Source organism: Caballeronia sp. LjRoot34, assembly GCF_964253815.1.
Taxonomy (GTDB): domain Bacteria; phylum Pseudomonadota; class Gammaproteobacteria; order Burkholderiales; family Burkholderiaceae; genus Caballeronia.
This window is the reverse complement of record NZ_CAXUSB020000001.1, coordinates 3,811,613-3,828,346: the sequence shown is the minus strand read 5'-3', so window position 1 is coordinate 3,828,346 and position 16,734 is coordinate 3,811,613. Positions and strand designations below refer to the sequence as shown.

15 protein-coding genes and 1 pseudogene are annotated in these 16,734 nt (G+C 60.4%); 5 read left to right on the top strand and 11 right to left on the bottom strand.

The annotated features are described in order from the left end of the window. Positions 1-8 precede the first annotated feature (8 nt). On the top strand, positions 9-632 hold the full coding sequence (locus ACSQ36_RS17140) for an HAD family hydrolase (RefSeq protein WP_436182804.1): 624 nt from the start codon (positions 9-11) through the stop codon (positions 630-632). On the opposite strand, the gene ACSQ36_RS17135 is transcribed toward ACSQ36_RS17140, so the two are convergent. The 5 genes and pseudogenes from ACSQ36_RS17135 to ychF all read right to left on the bottom strand — a co-directional run bounded on the left by ACSQ36_RS17135 (position 633) and on the right by ychF (position 6,158). Beyond that, positions 633-1,751, bottom strand: coding sequence for a DUF748 domain-containing protein (locus ACSQ36_RS17135; RefSeq protein WP_436182803.1), 1,119 nt, complete (start codon positions 1,749-1,751; stop codon positions 633-635). A 67-nt stretch (positions 1,752-1,818) separates the two neighbouring features. Continuing rightward, positions 1,819-3,486 carry an energy-dependent translational throttle protein EttA gene (gene ettA, locus ACSQ36_RS17130; protein ID WP_436182802.1) on the bottom strand — a complete coding sequence of 556 codons (1,668 nt, stop codon included), beginning with the start codon at positions 3,484-3,486 and terminating at the stop codon, positions 1,819-1,821. A gap of 215 nt (positions 3,487-3,701) precedes the next feature. Continuing rightward, positions 3,702-3,992 (bottom strand): DUF3761 domain-containing protein, encoded by a 291-nt coding sequence (locus ACSQ36_RS17125; protein ID WP_436182801.1) that lies wholly within the window; start codon positions 3,990-3,992, stop codon positions 3,702-3,704. 89 nt (positions 3,993-4,081) lie between these two features. Further along, positions 4,082-4,831 (bottom strand): annotated as a pseudogene (dinD, locus tag ACSQ36_RS17120) (DNA damage-inducible protein D); the annotation flags it as partial. A 232-nt stretch (positions 4,832-5,063) separates the two neighbouring features. Then, positions 5,064-6,158, bottom strand: a complete 1,095-nt coding sequence (gene ychF / locus ACSQ36_RS17115; protein WP_436182800.1) for a redox-regulated ATPase YchF — start codon at positions 6,156-6,158, stop codon at positions 5,064-5,066. A gap of 252 nt (positions 6,159-6,410) precedes the next feature. Here ychF and ACSQ36_RS17110 point away from each other — a divergent pair, with 252 nt between their 5' ends. The 4 genes from ACSQ36_RS17110 to ACSQ36_RS17095 all read left to right on the top strand — a co-directional run bounded on the left by ACSQ36_RS17110 (position 6,411) and on the right by ACSQ36_RS17095 (position 11,063). Beyond that, positions 6,411-7,583: a UbiH/UbiF family hydroxylase gene (locus ACSQ36_RS17110; protein ID WP_436182799.1), complete on the top strand. Its 1,173-nt coding sequence runs from the start codon at positions 6,411-6,413 to the stop codon at positions 7,581-7,583. A 47-nt stretch (positions 7,584-7,630) separates the two neighbouring features. Next, positions 7,631-8,362 (top strand): DsbC family protein, encoded by a 732-nt coding sequence (locus tag ACSQ36_RS17105; protein ID WP_436182798.1) that lies wholly within the window; start codon positions 7,631-7,633, stop codon positions 8,360-8,362. A 157-nt stretch (positions 8,363-8,519) separates the two neighbouring features. Then, entirely contained in the window at positions 8,520-10,319 is a 1,800-nt protein-coding gene (locus ACSQ36_RS17100; protein WP_436182797.1) for a M61 family metallopeptidase, read from the top strand. Positions 10,320-10,466: 147 nt separating this feature from the next. Continuing rightward, the gene (locus tag ACSQ36_RS17095; protein ID WP_213768488.1) at positions 10,467-11,063 is read left to right on the top strand and encodes an FMN-dependent NADH-azoreductase; all 597 of its coding nucleotides are present in this window, start codon (positions 10,467-10,469) and stop codon (positions 11,061-11,063) included. Between the two features lie 68 nt (positions 11,064-11,131). On the opposite strand, the gene ACSQ36_RS17090 is transcribed toward ACSQ36_RS17095, so the two are convergent. Genes ACSQ36_RS17090 through trpE form a run of 6 tightly spaced genes read right to left on the bottom strand, consistent with a single transcriptional unit; the run spans position 11,132 to position 16,524 of the window. Continuing rightward, positions 11,132-11,911, bottom strand: coding sequence for a uracil-DNA glycosylase (locus ACSQ36_RS17090; RefSeq protein WP_213768489.1), 780 nt, complete (start codon positions 11,909-11,911; stop codon positions 11,132-11,134). Then, positions 11,908-12,564 carry a CYTH domain-containing protein gene (locus ACSQ36_RS17085; protein ID WP_436182796.1) on the bottom strand — a complete coding sequence of 219 codons (657 nt, stop codon included), beginning with the start codon at positions 12,562-12,564 and terminating at the stop codon, positions 11,908-11,910. Before ACSQ36_RS17085 ends, ACSQ36_RS17090 begins: the two co-directional genes overlap by 4 nt. 21 nt (positions 12,565-12,585) lie before the next feature. Continuing rightward, the gene (gene trpC, locus ACSQ36_RS17080) at positions 12,586-13,371 is read right to left on the bottom strand and encodes an indole-3-glycerol phosphate synthase TrpC (RefSeq protein ID WP_436182795.1); all 786 of its coding nucleotides are present in this window, start codon (positions 13,369-13,371) and stop codon (positions 12,586-12,588) included. A 12-nt stretch (positions 13,372-13,383) separates the two neighbouring features. After that, positions 13,384-14,415: an anthranilate phosphoribosyltransferase gene (gene trpD, locus ACSQ36_RS17075; protein WP_436182794.1), complete on the bottom strand. Its 1,032-nt coding sequence runs from the start codon at positions 14,413-14,415 to the stop codon at positions 13,384-13,386. A 14-nt stretch (positions 14,416-14,429) separates the two neighbouring features. Continuing rightward, positions 14,430-15,014 carry an aminodeoxychorismate/anthranilate synthase component II gene (locus tag ACSQ36_RS17070; protein WP_213768493.1) on the bottom strand — a complete coding sequence of 195 codons (585 nt, stop codon included), beginning with the start codon at positions 15,012-15,014 and terminating at the stop codon, positions 14,430-14,432. 13 nt (positions 15,015-15,027) lie between these two features. Then, complete coding sequence (gene trpE, locus ACSQ36_RS17065; protein WP_213768494.1) at positions 15,028-16,524, bottom strand: anthranilate synthase component I; 1,497 nt, start codon at positions 16,522-16,524, stop codon at positions 15,028-15,030. Positions 16,525-16,734 lie beyond the last annotated feature (210 nt).

Below are 16,734 nucleotides of genomic sequence, written 5' to 3'. Positions count from 1 at the left end.
ACGAACGCATGGCGATCAAGGCAGTGGTGTTTGATTTCGGCGGCGTGTTGATCGACTGGAATCCTGAATATGTGTACAGCCGGCTGATTCCCGATGCAACTGAACGGCGCTGGTTCATGGACAACGTGGTCGCGATGGACTGGGTGCTGCAGCAGGACGCGGGGCAAACCATCGCCGATGGGAACGCTGAATTGATCGCCAGGTTTCCCGAGCATGAAGCCCTGATCCGCGCGTTTTACGAGCGCTGGCAGGAAATGGTGGCGGGCGTGCTGGAAGACGGGGTCGCGCTCGTCGACAAGCTCGAAGCCGCGGATGTGCCGCTGTTCGGGCTCACCAACTGGTCCGCCGAAACTTTCCCCTGGGCATGGGATCGGTTTCCGGTGCTGCAGCGATTTCGCGAGGTGGTTGTGTCGGGGCGCGTGCTGGTCGCAAAACCCGATCCGGCGATTTTCGCGTTGATGTGGGCTGAAATTGAAAGGCATCTTCCGGGCATTCAGCCGCAGGAAGTCGTTTTTATCGATGACAACGCGAAGAACATCCGGGCTGCCACCACGCTTGGCTGGAACGCCGTGCATCACACGAACGCAGAGCAGACCGAAGCGCACTTGAGGGCGCTCGGTTTGCCCGTGTGATTACTTTCCGAATAGATGCTTCAGCGTGTCGCCGATGCTCTTGACCACACCGCCGGCGTTCTTGGCCACGCCTTCGGTGTTCACGCCAACCACCTTGGCGAAGCCCGCCGCCAGCTTTTTCATCAAGCTCTCGTTAAGTGAAAACTTGGGGTCGCGCAGATCGCCGTCGAGTTCAAAGTCCAGCTTGATCTGATCATGATTCTTCAGCGCGGCGATCGCGAGCTTGGTCGGAATGCTGAGGAAGGTGTCGAGCGAATTGCCGCTATCCGATAACTGCAGCCGGTTCAGCGTGATCGAACCCGGCGCGTGGATGCGGTAGTCGTGCACCGTGGCGTCGAGCGTAAGGTCAAGCGTGCCGCCCGTGATGCTGGTCTTCGCGCCCGCTTTCCTCAGCAGATACGGATCGAGCGTAACAATGTCGACGTTGCGCAAGGTCGTGTGCGTCTGCGAATCCTTGTTCGCGATTTTTATCCAGCCGTTGAACGCGACCGTGCCCGTGTGCGACGGCCCTTTGATCGACCCGGTCATGTCGAGCCTGGTCGGTTCGGCGAGCGCGGGAAGATGCAGATTGTCGACGTTGGCCCGTGCGTCGGCAATCAGGATTCTGTAGGGCGGCGTCTGCACGGATTCATCGAAGAACTCCATCGCGCCGCGCTCGAACGTGACGTGGTCGATCAGACGGTCTTCCTGCGCGTGTGTTGCAGCTTCGCTTGAACCGGCCTGAGCCTCGCGCGTCGACTGCCGGAGATTGGGCAGCAGTTCGACGCGGCCATCGGCGAAACGCGCAACGGAGAGATAAAACCCGTCCACCGTCACATGGCGCAGATGCACGCGGTTGCTCAGGAGGGCGCGCATATCGACGTTCAGCGTCACGCGCTCGGCGCGCAGCGTGTCGTCCGTGGGCCAGCCTTGCGGTCCCCGCAGACGCACGCGGCTCAGCGTGATGCGCGCATAACCTACGTCGATATCTTCCACCGAGCCGAGCGGCCCGAGCGTTTCGAGCACGCGCGCTTTCATTTCATGCGCGACGAAAAAGCCGCCGCCGACCACTGCCAACAGCAACACCACGATGACCGCGCCCGCCCACAGCGCCACGCGTTGCGCCTTTGTAACCGCCATCCCGATGTCCCCCATCCAAGCCGCGCGCGGGCGGCGATCCGGTGCGTTGTTGTTGGCCTCGCCGTGCTTATCGGACGATTGGCTTATAGCGCAGGCGTTTCGGCTTCGCCGCTTCTTCGCCCAGACGATTACGCTTGTCGGCTTCGTACTCTTGATAGTTGCCGTCGAAGAAGGTCACTTGCGAATCGCCTTCAAACGCGATGATGTGCGTCGCGATCCGGTCGAGGAACCAGCGATCGTGCGAAATCACCATTACCGATCCCGCGAATTCCAGCAACGCGTCTTCCAGCGCGCGCAGCGTTTCGACGTCCAGGTCGTTCGACGGCTCGTCCAGCAGCAGCACGTTGCCGCCTTCAATCAGCGTTTTCGCCAGATGCAGGCGGCCGCGTTCACCGCCCGAGAGCGCCCCGACGGTCTTTTGCTGATCGCCGCCCTTGAAGTTGAAGCGGCCGATATACGCCCGCGACGGCGTTTCGTACTTGCCGACCGTCAGCACGTCCGCACCGCCCGAGATCTCTTCGAACACGGTCTTGCCGGCGTTGAGCGCATCGCGGCTTTGATCCACGTAGGCCAGTTTCACCGTCGGACCCGTGACGATTTCGCCCGAATCCGGTTGTTCCTTACCCGTCAGCATGCGGAACAACGTGGATTTCCCTGCGCCATTTGGCCCGATAATTCCGACAATCGCGCCCGCCGGGATCTTCATGTTGAGGTTATCGATCAAGAGCCGGTCGCCGTAAGCCTTGCTCACGTTCTTGAACTCGATCACTTCATTGCCCAGCCGGTCGCCGACAGGGATGAAGATTTCCTGCGTTTCGTTGCGCTTCTGATATTCTTGGCTGTTGAGTTCCTCGAACCGCGCGATCCGCGCCTTCGATTTCGCCTGGCGTCCCTTCGGGTTCTGGCGCACCCATTCCAGCTCTTTCTTCAGCGCCTTCTGCCGCGCGGATTCCGTTGATTCTTCCTGCTTCAGCCGATCCTGCTTCTGGTCGAGCCAGCTGCTGTAATTGCCCTTCCACGGAATGCCGTGGCCGCGGTCGAGTTCGAGAATCCACTCGGCGGCGTTATCGAGGAAATAGCGATCGTGGGTGACGGCCACGACCGTACCCGGATAGCGCGTCAGGAATTGTTCGAGCCAGTCCACCGATTCTGCGTCCAGGTGGTTGGTCGGTTCGTCGAGCAGCAGCATGTCGGGCTTTTGCAGCAGCAATTTGCATAGCGCCACACGACGCTTTTCGCCGCCCGACAAATGTTCGATTTTCGCGTCCCACGCGGGCAGGCGCAGCGCGTCGGCGGCGACTTCGAGTTGTTGCTCAGGCGTGCCGCCGTCGCTGGTTGCGAGGATGGCTTCGTATTTGGCTTGCTCGGCGGCGAGGGCGTCGAAGTCGGCGTCGGGTTCCGCGTACGCCGCGTAGATGGCGTCGAGCTTTTTCTGCGCGCTGAAAACTTCGCCGAGGCCGTCTTCAACGGCTTCGCGCACGGTTTGCTGCGGATCGAGTTGCGGTTCCTGCGGCAAATAACCGATGTTCAGGTTCGGCATCGGCGTGGCTTCGCCTTCGATGTCCTTATCGACGCCCGCCATGATGCGGATCAGGGTCGATTTGCCGGAACCGTTCAGGCCGAGCAGCCCGATCTTGGCACCGGGGAAAAACGACAGCGAGATGTCTTTCAGGATCTGGCGCTTGGGCGGCACGATCTTGCCGACGCGGTTCATGGTGAAGACGTATTGGGCCATTTGCGGGTTCGGTTGTCTTGAGGTTTGCGGTTTTCGGTTTTACGGCGGGCTTCGGCCGGGCGGATGCCGGATTTTAAGCCGCTGCCGGGAAGCCCCTGGATTCAGTACGCGACGATGCGTCTCCCGCAGCGCGCGGGAAGTGACGACATTGTACTTCGATGAATATGGCTGTCTGCCGGGCGTTTATCGGCTTTGATGCCGGCGCCGGAGAGTTCTCAACGCCAGGCTGCGACGCCGCCATGGCGCGAACACGTGCCGCTGCGATGCCGGCTGAAGCTCCACGTGCCATCACGGCATCGCGCGGTGGCGCCGTCGGGGGCTTCGCCCGAACGCGAATGTGCCGGGGAGTGGACGGTTTGGCCGTCGTGATTGCGATAGGTCTGGTGGTTATCGAGGTCGGATTCGTTCGGGGCCGAGTAAGCGTAAGCGAACGCGGTGCAACCATTGAGCGCGAGGATGGCGCCGACGAGGATTGAAGCGGTGCAGCGATAGAAACGTGTCGTCATTGTTTTTGTTTTGGGCGCGAGGAGCGTGAACGCTTGCGCTGGCCGTTCTGGATCGCCGCATTATCGAACCGGCGATCCTTCTGGATCAGTCAGGAATCGAGCGCTGCCGGATTCTTCGCGCGTGTTTTATCTTCCGATGCCAGACGACGCGCGACTTTTTTCACGTCCTCCGCCGCAGGCAGGGTTTCGGGCCGGATGCCGCGTTCAAGGAGGGTCTTACGAACCGCTCCATTGTTGTTGATATGTTCCCGCGAAATCGCTTCTTCATTTCCAAGCTGTTTCTCGCGCGAATTGAAGATGGTGATTTCCGCTGCGAAATCCTTTGCCTTGAGAATGATCGTGGGCGCGAAATCGGCCAATGGCCGCTTGGCGGGGACCTTCCAATGCGACTTCATTTGCTGGGTGGATTTCTCGAACAAGGCGTGATCGCCTTTACTCCGAATCATGCCGAAATCGTCGTTTCCACCGGTTTGTTCGAAAATCACCTCGGATAGCTCCTTTTCTGTGCTGGTCAGTTTCGTGCGGGCGACGAGACGTTCCGAGTCGAGCAGACGTTGTTCGATCAACTCGGCGCGCCGGGTCTGGACGGCAAAATAGGTCTGTGCAAACGCAATTTCGTGCTTCTTGGGATCGCCGTTTTGCGCGACCAGATAGCAGGCGTAGCGCGTGAGCATGATGTCATCGACTTCGCGCTGGCTACCTGAGCCCAGGTCGACCATTTTCCTGACGTCAGGAAAATGGTCTGCTGCCGCATGCCCCGATGTTTCGCAGGCAATCTCAGCTTTGTTCACAACCTTGACGAAGTTTTCCCACTTCGCATACCCAAGCAGGTGCTGAAGGTCGCGAGCAAGTCAGAATTCGACGCCGTTATTGGTCTGCTGAGCATGCGCTTCGAAATGCTCGGTCAACGAGTAAATCAATTCGGTCTTCATGTACACCGTCCAAGGTGGGTTGCGCGCGGTTGGCAAGCAAGGCAGCCGGTGCAAAGCAATAAAAAAAGCGGAAATCCCTTTATCAGGGACTCCGCTTTTAATCACAACCTCGAACAACCTCGAACGACAAATTATTACATCAGACGTTAAACAAGAAATTCATCACGTCGCCGTCGTGCACGACATATTCCTTCCCTTCCGCCCGCATCTTCCCGGCTTCCTTCGCGCCTTGTTCGCCCTTGAACGCGACGAAGTCATCGAAGGCGATGGTCTGCGCGCGAATAAACCCGCGCTCGAAATCCGTGTGAATAGCGCCGGCCGCCTGAGGCGCGGTGTCGCCGATATGAATCGTCCATGCCCGCACTTCCTTCACGCCCGCCGTGAAATACGTCTGCAATCCGAGCAGCTTGTAACCCGCGCGAATCACGCGATCCAGGCCCGGCTCTTCCATGCCGATATCGGCCAGGAACTCCTGCTTGTCGGCGTCGTCGAGATCCGCGATTTCCGCTTCGATCGCCGCGCACACCGCCACCACCGGCGCGCCCTCGGCCTCGGCGTGCTTTCGCACCGCGTCCAGGTGCGGATTGTTCTCGAAACCATCGTCCTTCACGTTCGCCACGTACATGGTCGGCTTGGCCGTAATCAGGCACAGCGGCTTGATCAGCGCGAGTTCGTCTTCGCTCAGGTCCAGCGCGCGCACGGGCTTCGCCTGATCGAGTTGCGCCTGGATCTTTTCCAGCAAGGGGACGAGCTTCGCCGCTTCCTTGTCGTTGCCCGAGCGCGCCGACTTGGCGAAACGGTGATGAGCTTTCTCAACTGTCGCTAAATCCGCCAGCGCCAGTTCCGTATTGATGACTTCGATGTCCGCGAGCGGGTCGATCTTGTTCGCGACGTGAATCACGTTTTCGTCTTCGAAGCAGCGCACGACGTGCGTGATGGCATCGGTTTCGCGAATGTTCGCGAGGAACTTGTTACCCAGGCCTTCGCCCTTGCTCGCGCCGGCCACGAGGCCCGCGATATCGACGAACTCAACAATGGCCGGGACCACGCGCTCGGGTTTAACGATCTCGGAGAGCGCCGCCAGACGGGGATCCGGCACTTCGACCACGCCGACATTCGGCTCGATCGTGCAGAACGGATAGTTTTCGGCGGCGATGCCGGCCTTGGTCAGTGCATTGAACAGTGTGGACTTGCCGACGTTAGGCAGGCCGACGATGCCGCATTGGAGGCTCATGGAATCCTTCGAACTGGTGAAACGGCGTGCGCCGCGTGGGTCAACGCTGGATGCGCGTGTCGCGGGTTTCACAACCCCGGCGACCAAGGCGCGTAGCGGGCGGCCACGTCGTACGGGCCGGAAAAACCGCTATTGTAGCGCCACGGCCGGGTCGGCTGGGCGGGTGGGATGTGCCGCTACAGGGCGTCGCACCCGCTGAAACACCGCATTGACCATCGATTCCCGGCATACCCCGGCGGCTATAATGGCCGTATGACTTTCCACTCAAGAAATTTTCACGCGGTCGTGGTCGGCGGCGGGCTCGTCGGCAAGACGGCGGCGCTCGCGCTGACACAATCCGGCCTGCGCACCGCGTTGCTGGCAACGCCTGCTGCAGCCCCGCCCGCCGCCGGCAGCTTCGATTCCCGCATCTACGCGCTGTCATCGAGCTCGCAGGCGCTGCTGGAACGGCTGCGCGTCTGGCAGGCGCTGGAGCGCGAAAAGCTCGGGCCGGTGCTGGACATGCGCGTTTTCGGCGACGCTTTCGCCGAGCTGCATTTCTCGGCATTCCAGGCGGCTGTGCCGCAATTGGCGTGGATTGTGGAGTCGTCGCTGATTGAACTATCGCTCGATGCCGCGCTGCGTTTCCAGCCGAACCTCACGTGGATCGATTCGCGCGCCCAGGGTTTGGCTATCCACGACGACGCCGCCCATCTGACCCTCGCAAACGGCGACACGCTCGAAACAGACCTGGTGGTCGGCGCGGACGGCGCGCATTCCTGGGTGCGGGCGCAGACGGGCGCGAAAATGCAGCGCCGGGATTATCGGCAAACGGGCGTGGTCGCGAACTTCAAGTGCGAAAAGCCGCACGGCGAGACGGCGTACCAATGGTTCCGTGATGGCGAAATCATCGCGTTGTTGCCGTTGCCGGGTGATCACGTGTCGCTCGTGTGGTCCGCTAAAACCGAACACGCCGATACCCTCCTGAAACTCGATCCCGCCCAACTCGCGGCGGAAGTCGAAAAGGCCACGCAAAACATGCTTGGCGCGCTCGAATGCGTGACGCCCGCGCAGGGCTTTCCGCTCGCGCTGCAAACCGTGGACCGGCTGATCGGCGCACGTGTGGCGCTGGTTGGCGACGCTGCGCATCTGATTCACCCGCTGGCTGGGCAGGGCATGAACCTGGGTTTGCGCGATGTCGCCGCGCTGGCCGAAACCCTCGCCAACAAGGAAGCATTCCGCTCAGCCGGCGACCCCGTTTTACTGCGCCGATACGAACGCACCCGTCGCGAGGACATCCAGAAATTGACGCTCGCCTGCGACGGGCTGCAGAAACTCTTCGCCATGCCCGGCACGCTCGCTCGCGGACTGCGCAATACAGGCATGGCGCTCGTGGGAGCACAACCGCTTATCAAGCGCTGGCTCGTGTCCGCGGCGCTTGGTTGAGACCTGGTCAAGAACATCCCACCTACTTCAGATTGACGGAAACTCGAATGAAAATCACTCTTCGCCGCGCCCTGGTCGCCGCTGCCACGTTGGCCGCGGTGTTTGGTATCGGCATCGCGGCACAAGCCGATCAGACCACCGACAAGATCAAGGCCACGCTGCAATCGCGCATTGGTGACGCCGACATCAAAAGCGTCGAGAAGTCCCCGGTTCCGGGGCTCTACGAAGTCAATCTCGGCGCGCAGATCGTGTACACGGACGCGACCGGCAACTATCTGCTGATGGGCGATCTCGTCGATACCCGCACGCGCACGAACATCACCGAAGCGCGCCTGGCGGAAACGAACAAGATCGACTTCGCGAAGCTGCCGTTCGAGAACGCGGTCAAAGTGGTGAAGGGCACGGGCGCGCGCAAGATCGCGGTGTTCTCCGATCCGAATTGCCCGTACTGCAAGCAGCTCGAAACCACGCTCAAATCCGTCGATAACGTCACCATCTACACCTTCCTGTACCCGGTTTTGTCGCCGGATTCGTCGGTCAAGTCGAAGTCGATCTGGTGCTCGAAGGACCGTTCGGGCGCCTGGGAAGGCTGGATGCTCGACCACACGGCGCCGACCGCCGCCGCCAGCTGCGACACAACCGCCATCGACAAGAACCTGAAACTCGGCCAGTCGATGAACGTCACCGGTACGCCGACCGTTTTCCTCGCCGACGGACGCCGTCTGCCCGGCGCGGTGCCGGCAGATCGGCTGGAGAAGGAATTGTCGGCGGTTCACTGAAGTCCGCTGTCGATTCGTGGACCAACGACGAAGGAGGCGCGCGAAGCGCCTCTTTCGCTTTCATGAACTTCCACTTGCCTGATTCTGCAATGAGCGGTTCAACCGCGAAAAGCGCGGACAGCCAAACCCGGCGACAAGAACAAAAGGACCTCGACGCATGAACGCCATCCGTTACACCATCGTTCCGAAAAATCCCGCTGCGCATCTGTTCGAAGTGACGTTGACCGTCGCGCAACCCGATCCGTCGGGCCAGCGTTTTGTGCTGCCTGTGTGGATTCCGGGCAGCTACATGATCCGCGAATTCGCCCGCAATATCGTGACGCTGCAGGCGTTCAACGCGGCCGGCCGCAAGCTCGCCATCGATAAAACCGACAAGCACGCTTGGGCAACCGCACCGCACGATGGCCCGATCACGCTGCGTTACGATGTCTACGGCTGGGACCTCTCAGTGCGTGCGGCGCATCTTGACGACACCATCGGTTTTTTCAACGGCACGAGCGTGTTCCTCGCGGTAGAAGGGCAGGCGGATGCGCCCTGCATAGTCGACATTCAAAAACCTGCGGGCACGCAATACGCGAACTGGCGCGTGGCGACGGCATTGCCCGAGGCGCGCGGCACGAAGCGCTATGGCTTCGGCGCGTATGAAGCGGCGAATTACGATGCGCTGATCGATCATCCCGTGACGCTCGGCGAGTTCGCGCTCGGTTCCTTCGATGCCCACGGCGCGAAGCACGACATCGTGATTTCAGGCCGCGTGACCGGGCTCGATATGCATCGCCTGGAAACCGACCTCAAGCGCGTTTGCGAGTCGCAAATTGCGTTGTTCGAGCCGCGCACGAAGAAGGCGCCGGTTGATCGTTATGTGTTCATGACGGTCGCTGTCGCCGATGGTTATGGTGGCCTGGAACATCGTGCATCGACGGCGCTGATCTGCAATCGCGCCGATCTGCCCGTTGCCGGGCGGCCGGATGTGACGGATGGTTATCGAACGTATCTTGGTCTTTGCAGCCACGAATATTTCCATACGTGGAACGTGAAGCGCATCAAACCGGCCGCGTTCGCGCCGTACGATTTATCGCAGGAAAATTATACGTCGCTGCTGTGGTTGTTCGAAGGTTTTACGTCGTACTACGACGACCTGATGCTCGTGCGAAGCGGCCTGATCAGCGCGAGCGAGTATTTTTCGCTTCTGGGAAAGACGCTCGGCGGCGTGTTGCGCGGGTCGGGGCGGCTCAAGCAGACCGTGGCTGAAAGTTCGTTCGATGCCTGGGTCAAATATTATCGGCAGGACGAAAACGCAGCGAACGCGATTGTCAGCTATTACCAGAAGGGTTCGCTTGTCGCGCTCGCTTTCGATCTGTCGATCCGCGCGCAAACCGAAGGCAAGAAGTCACTCGACGACGTCATGCGGCTTCTGTGGCAACGCTACGGCCGGGATTTTTATCACGGCAAAGCGCGGGGTATCGAAGAAAGCGAGGTGGAAGCCTTGTTCGCCGAAGCTACCGGCGCCGATTTGAAAAAGCTGTTCCGCGACGGTGTCCACGGGACGCGCGATCTGCCGCTCGATACTTTGTTCGAGCCCTTCGGCATCACGTTCGCGCCCGATGTCGCGACCAACGGCACGGCGGGGAAACCGTCGCTCGGGGCGCGGATTCGCAATGGCGCGGATTGCGTGCTCGCGGCTGTCCACGAGGGCAGTGCGGCGCAGAAGGCGGGGTTATCGGCGGGTGACGTGCTGGTTGCAATCGACGGCTTGCGCGTGACCGGATCGAATCTCGACACGCTGCTTGCGCGCTATTTGCCAGGCGCGAAGGTGGAAGTGCACGCATTCCGTCGTGACGAATTGCGTGTCACGCAGGTCAGGCTCGATCCGCCGGAAGTATCGCGTTATGTGCTTTCCACTGCCGATGAGCGCGGTCCGTCGAAGCAATGGCGCGAACGCTGGCTGAAAGGTTGAGGCGTTAAAGCAGCGCTAAAGGCGGATTGTTCTATTGTTGCAACAATCCGTCACGAGTGCGCAGCTTGTTCCCGGCGTCGTAAAAAAGAAGAATGCGTCCTGTCAGAGCGCGATCCGTGCTCGAACTCAACAGACACAGGAATCATCATGACGACCATTCTTCAAATCAATTCCGCAGCCCGCTCGCAAGGCGCCCAATCAACGTTGCTCGCTGACGAAGTGTCGGCGAAGCTGCAGCAAGTGCACCCGGGTGCGAAGCTAGTCGTGCGCAATCTTCTCTCCGACAACCTTCCCCACCTCGACGATGCCACGCTCGGCGCATTCTTCACGCCCGCCGACCAACGCACGGCTGAACAAAACGCGATCCACGCCAAGAGCGAAGCGCTTATCGCCGAATTGCAAGCGGCTGACGTAGTCGTGATCGCCGCGCCGATGTACAACTTCGGCATTTCGTCGCAACTGAAGGCGTACTTCGACTGGATCGCACGTGCGGGCATCACGTTCAAGTACGGCGCGAACGGCCCGGAAGGCCTGGTGACGGGCAAGAAGGTGGTAGTTGTATCGGCACGTGGCGGCAAGTACAGCGGCACGCCGAATGATTCGCAAACGCCGTATCTGAAGTCGTTCCTCGGTTTCCTGGGCATGACCGACGTCAGCTTCATCTTCGCCGAAGGCCTGGCAATGGGCCCGGACGCCGCCGGCGCCGCTTTGGCTACCGCACGCGACTCGATCGCCGCGCTGTAAGCAAGTTTGTGAAGTAAGCAGGACGCTTTTGAAAAAACCCGCCGTGTCGTGAGACATCGGCGGGTTTTTTACGCTGGGACGTCAGGCAAACGCCAGTCGATGGCCGGTCGCCCGTGTTGCTCGAGATACGTATTCGCCGACACAAAATGCCCGCAGCCCAGAAAGCCGCGATGCGCTGACAGCGGAGACGGGTGGGGTGCTTCCAGCACGCAGTGCGCCTTCCCGGATGCCACCGCCGACGCGATCAACCCTCGTTTTGCCTGCGCATGCGCACCCCAAAGCATGAACACGAGATGTTCGTGTCGAAGGGCAAGTTCGTGGATCAGCGTGTCGGTGCAATGCTCCCAGCCGCGTTTGGCGTGGCTGCCGGCTTTATCGCGTTCCACCGTCAGCGATGTGTTCAACAGCAGCACGCCTTGTTGCGCCCATGCGTCGAGGCAACCGTGAGCGGGCGCAGTAAAACCAAGGCTGGCGTTGATTTCCTTGAAGATATTTTTCAGCGATGGCGGCGGCCGAACCGGCGCCGGCACCGAAAACGCCAGGCCGTGAGCTTGCGGCGCACCGCGATCTTCGCCGTGGTAAGGATCCTGTCCGAGGATGACGACCTTCACATCGCCGGGACGAGTCAGACGCAACGCGCGGAAGACATCGGCGGGATACACGGTCTTGCCGGCGGCGCGCTCGGCGTCGACGAACGCGCACAACGCAGCGTAATGCGGGCTGTCGATAAAAGTCTTCAGATGCTTGCGCCAGTCCGCCGGCAACGCGTCGAACTGACTTTCGAGCGACGTAAACGGTTCGAGCTGGGTTTTCGGTGACTCAGCTTCAAATAGTGACGCCTGACTCATTTCACGCCGCCGTTGGAGCCAGCCACTTTGGACTCGCACAGGTCGTAGCCCCGGCGTGCCTTGCTGGCGTCCTCAGGCTGGAGATACAGAAACGCTCCCCGCATTTGCGCGGCAAGGATGTTCAATGCTTCCTCGTTGCCGGATTTCAGTTCGAGTTCGAGTTCGCTGATCGGCGTGGTCAGGCGCTCGCCGTTCACATCAGCCACCACCTCGCCGAGATCCAGCGCGGCTTCAATCCGCGCACCGTCAATTTCGATGTCCCAGATCACGCGTGAGAAATCGGTGCGGAACAGCGCGGCCAATTCGGGCGCGGCGTCGCTGAGCGCATTGGCGGCGTGCTCGTCATCGCAAATTTCAAGCAGGGCGGGGATTTCCAGCGCTTCACCGGCTACGGGCCGCTCCCACTCGTGGCGGTTGTGCAAACCGCCCGTCGCTTCACCCGCCGTCTTGTAGGTTTGCAGCCATTGATCCGGCGTACCGCGCAGACGCACCGCACTTTTCGCCTTCGCGAGCGCACGGTCAGGGGTATCGAAGTACACGTTGGTGAGCTGGATCTTGCGGCCTTCCCGACCGGTGCGTTGCGTCAGGTCCTTCGCTATCTCGCCATGTTCCGACGTAGGCAGCGCCAGTTTGATCTCGCGTTCAATACTCAAAATAAACTCCGTGCAACAGCGTCAGAAGAACATTCGCGCCAGTTCGGTACCGGGATCGTCGGCGCGCATGAACGCCTCGCCGACCAGGAACGTCTGCACGTCCATGGCGCGTAGCCGGTCGACATCGACGCGGCTCAGAATGCCCGATTCGGTCACCACTATACGATCTTCAGGAACCATGTCCAGCATGCCGATTGTCGTTTCAATCGATGTCTCGAACGTGCGGAGATTGCGGTTATTCACACCGATCAACGGCGTCTTCAACGTAAGCGATTGCTCGAGTTCGTCACGATCGTGAACTTCCACGAGCACCGCCAGCCCGAGCGAGTGCGCGTACGCTTCCAGATCGCGCATTTGCAAGGGCTGGAGCGCGGCGGCGATCAACAGAATGCAGTCGGCGCCCATCGCGCGGGCTTCCAGGATCTGATAAGGATCGACGATAAAGTCCTTGCGCAGAATCGGCAGGCTGCAAGCGGCGCGCGCTTCTTCCAGATACGCAACGCTGCCCTTGAAGAACTGCACGTCGGTCAGCACGGACAAACACGCGGCGCCGCCTTGTTCGTACGATTTCGCGATTTCGGCGGGGACGAAGTTCTCGCGCAATACGCCCTTCGACGGACTCGCTTTCTTCACTTCCGCGATGATCGCCGGCTTCCCCGCGGCGTGCTTCGCGCGCAATGCGCCGACGAAGTCGCGCGAGTCGCGCGTGCTCGCCTGCAAACGCAGTTCCTCGAGCGACACGCTTTCCTGCGCGATGCGAATTTCGCCTCGTTTGACTTCGATGATGCGGTCGAGAATGTCACTCATGTCCTGGCCTCTTTATTTCGCGAATTGCTGCGTGAAGCGCACGAGTTCATCGACTTTTTCGCGCGCTTGCCCGCTTGCGATCACCTCTTTCGCGAGGACCATGCCGGCCGCGATCGATTCGACCACGTTCGCTGCATATAGCGCCGTGCCCGCGTTCAGCGTCACGATTTCGCGCGCGACGCACGGCTTGTTATTCAGCGCGCCGAGCAACATGGTTTTCGATTCCAGCGCATCGGCCACTTTCAGCGTCCGGTTCGACACCATCTGCAGGCCGAAGTCCTCCGGATGAATCTCATACTCGCGCACTTCGCCGTTGCGCAGCTCGCCTACCACCGTTGCCGCACCCAGCGATACCTCGTCCATGCCGTCCTTGCCGTACACCACCAGCACGTGCTTAGCTCCCAGGCGTTGCATGACGCGAACCTGGATGCCGACGAGGTCCTCATGGAACACGCCCATCAACTGATTGGGCGCGCCGGCTGGGTTGGTCAGCGGGCCGAGGATGTTGAAAATCGTCCGCACGCCGAGTTCACGACGCACCGGCGCGATGTTTTTCATCGCCGGATGATGGTTCGGCGCGAACATGAAACCCATGCCCGTTTCGGCAATGGATAACGCCACTTGTTCCGGATTCAGATCGATATTCACGCCCAGCGCTTCAAGCACGTCCGCGCTGCCCGATTTACTCGATACCCCGCGATTGCCGTGCTTCGCGACCTTCGCGCCGGCGGCCGCCGTGACAAACATGGTGGCCGTCGAAATGTTGAAGGTATGCGAGCCGTCGCCGCCGGTGCCCACGATATCGACTAGATTCTCGCTATCCGGCACGGTGACGTGATTCGCGAACTCGCGCATTACCGTGGCCGCTGCGGCGATCTCACCGATGGTCTCTTTCTTCACGCGCAAACCCGTGATGATCGCGGCGGACATCACCGGCGACATCTCGCCGCGCATGATCATGCGCATCAGGTGCAGCATTTCGTCGTGGAAAATCTCGCGATGCTCGATCGTCCGTTGCAACGCTTCCTGGGCCGTAATAGTCATGATCGGATCTCGGTTCACGCGCGAATGCCTTGCGCCGGGCTCTTGACGAAGTTTTCGAGCAGTGCGTGGCCGTGCTCGGAAAGAATCGATTCCGGGTGGAATTGCACGCCCTCGACCGCGAGTTCTTTATGACGCACGCCCATGATTTCGCCGTCAGGCGTCCACGCGGATATTTCCAGGCAATCCGGCAGCGACTCGCGTTCGATCGCGAGCGAGTGATAACGCGTCACGCTGAAATGTTTCGGCAGGTCGGAAAACACGCCACGGCAATCGGTTTCGATGGTGCTGACTTTGCCGTGCATGATGGTTTGCGCGCGCACCACGCGTCCGCCGAACGCCTCGCCAATGGCCTGATGGCCGAGGCAAACGCCAAGAATAGGGATCTTTCCGGAAAATTCGCGCAGCACGTTGAGCGTGATGCCCGCGTGTTGCGGATTGCTCGGCCCCGGCGAGAGGCAGATCCGCTCGGGATTGAGCTTCGCGATTTCATCGAGGGTAATTTCGTCGTTGCGGAAAGTCCGCACATCCTCGCCCAGTTCGCCGAAATACTGCACCAGGTTATAGGTGAACGAATCGTAGTTGTCGATCATCAGCAGCATGGTCTGTCTCCGGTCAGAAGTCGCTATCGAGGCCGTCTTGCACCTGCTCGGCGGCGCGCAGCACTGCTCGCGCCTTGTTCTCCGTCTCCTGCCATTCCGACTCCGGCACCGAATCAGCGACCACGCCCGCTGCCGCCTGCACGTACAAATTGCCCTTGTGGATCAGACCCGTGCGGATTGCGATGGCGAGATCCATCTCGCCCGTGAACGACAGATACCCGCAAGCGCCGCCGTACAAGCCGCGCTTCACCGGCTCCAGCTCATCGATAATTTCCATCGCCCGCACTTTCGGCGCGCCCGACAGCGTGCCGGCTGGGAAGGTGGCGCGCAGCACGTCGAAATTGGTCGTGCCGGGTTTTAGCTTGCCTTCCACCGAACTCACGATGTGCTGAACGTGCGAGTACTTTTCGATCGCCAGCTTGTCGGTCACCACCACCGATCCCGTCTGCGCAATCCGGCCGACATCATTACGCGCCAGATCGATCAGCATCACGTGTTCGGCCACTTCTTTCGGATCGTTCAGCAATTCGGTCGCGAGTTCTGCATCACGCTCGGGCGTGTTGCCGCGCGGCCGCGTTCCGGCGAGCGGACGAATGGTCACAATCCGTTCGTCGCCACGTTTTTCCTGCCGCACCAGAATTTCCGGCGATGCCCCCACCACGTGGAATTCTCCGCCGAAGTTGTAGTAATACATATACGGCGATGGATTCAGCGAGCGCAACGCGCGATACAGCGAGAGCGGGTTATCGCGGAACGGCTTCACGAGCCGTTGGCCGACCTGAACCTGCATCAATTCGCCCGCCGCGATGTACTCCTTCGCCTTTCGCACCGCGTTCAGGTAATCGTCCTTCGCGAACTCCCGATACGTCTCCGTCCTCACGCTCGCCGATGTCACCGGCGGCTGCACGGTCGTGCGCAAACGCGACCGCAATTCGCGCAGGCGCTGTTTGGCTTTCGTGAATGCTTCGGGCGTGGTCGGGTCGGCGTAGACAATCAGATAAAGCTTGCCGGCGAGGTTATCGATAACCGCCATTTCTTCGGTCAGCAGCAACTGGATATCGGGCAGGCCGAGATCGTCACGCGGAGCCGTATGGGCCAGCTTCTTTTCGATATAACGCACGGCGTCATAACCGAAATACCCGGCCAGACCGCCGCAAAAGCGCGGTAGTCCCGGGCGCTGCGCAATTTTGAAGCGCTTCTGAAATTCTTCGATAAACGTCAGCGGATCGGCTTGGCTCGTTTCAATGACGTTGCCGTCCTTCAGCACCTCCGACACGCCGTTCTGTACGCGAATCATGGTGCGGGCCGGCAAGCCGATAAACGAGTAACGCCCGAAGCGCTCGCCACCCACCACCGATTCCAGCAGGAACGAGTTGGCGCCATTGCGCTCGGTTTGAGCCAGCTTGAGATAAAGCGAAAGCGGCGTTTCGAGGTCGGCCAGCGCCTCGGCGATCAGGGGAATGCGGTTGAAACCTTCATTCGCCAGCGATTGGAATTCGAGTTCGGTCATGTTCTGATCCTTTACGTGTCGCTTGTTGGATTTGGCGACATCGAGCACACACTGGGCGCTGCGGACAATTTACCGCACGGCGCGAATCTCGCTCTCGTTTGTGCGTTGCCTGATGCTTCAAACGCTGTCCCGATCGTTTAGGCGGTGGTAGCCATTTGCTAAAACGGCACGGCCGCAAAACGGAATTTGGGCGCAACGAATGATGCGGAT

What these genes read in the sequence shown, in the direction of transcription:
- ACSQ36_RS17140 (WP_436182804.1), top strand. Translation starts at nt 9, where the DNA reads ATGGCGATCAAGGCAGTGGTGTTTGATTTCGGCGGCGTGTTGATCGAC.
- ACSQ36_RS17135 (WP_436182803.1), bottom strand. Translation starts at nt 1,751, where the DNA reads ATGGCGGTTACAAAGGCGCAACGCGTGGCGCTGTGGGCGGGCGCGGTC.
- ettA (WP_436182802.1), bottom strand. Translation starts at nt 3,486, where the DNA reads ATGGCCCAATACGTCTTCACCATGAACCGCGTCGGCAAGATCGTGCCG.
- ACSQ36_RS17125 (WP_436182801.1), bottom strand. Translation starts at nt 3,992, where the DNA reads ATGACGACACGTTTCTATCGCTGCACCGCTTCAATCCTCGTCGGCGCC.
- ychF (WP_436182800.1), bottom strand. Translation starts at nt 6,158, where the DNA reads ATGAGCCTCCAATGCGGCATCGTCGGCCTGCCTAACGTCGGCAAGTCC.
- ACSQ36_RS17110 (WP_436182799.1), top strand. Translation starts at nt 6,411, where the DNA reads ATGACTTTCCACTCAAGAAATTTTCACGCGGTCGTGGTCGGCGGCGGG.
- ACSQ36_RS17105 (WP_436182798.1), top strand. Translation starts at nt 7,631, where the DNA reads ATGAAAATCACTCTTCGCCGCGCCCTGGTCGCCGCTGCCACGTTGGCC.
- ACSQ36_RS17100 (WP_436182797.1), top strand. Translation starts at nt 8,520, where the DNA reads ATGAACGCCATCCGTTACACCATCGTTCCGAAAAATCCCGCTGCGCAT.
- ACSQ36_RS17095 (WP_213768488.1), top strand. Translation starts at nt 10,467, where the DNA reads ATGACGACCATTCTTCAAATCAATTCCGCAGCCCGCTCGCAAGGCGCC.
- ACSQ36_RS17090 (WP_213768489.1), bottom strand. Translation starts at nt 11,911, where the DNA reads ATGAGTCAGGCGTCACTATTTGAAGCTGAGTCACCGAAAACCCAGCTC.
- trpC (WP_436182795.1), bottom strand. Translation starts at nt 13,371, where the DNA reads ATGAGTGACATTCTCGACCGCATCATCGAAGTCAAACGAGGCGAAATT.
- trpD (WP_436182794.1), bottom strand. Translation starts at nt 14,415, where the DNA reads ATGACTATTACGGCCCAGGAAGCGTTGCAACGGACGATCGAGCATCGC.
- ACSQ36_RS17070 (WP_213768493.1), bottom strand. Translation starts at nt 15,014, where the DNA reads ATGCTGCTGATGATCGACAACTACGATTCGTTCACCTATAACCTGGTG.
- trpE (WP_213768494.1), bottom strand. Translation starts at nt 16,524, where the DNA reads ATGACCGAACTCGAATTCCAATCGCTGGCGAATGAAGGTTTCAACCGC.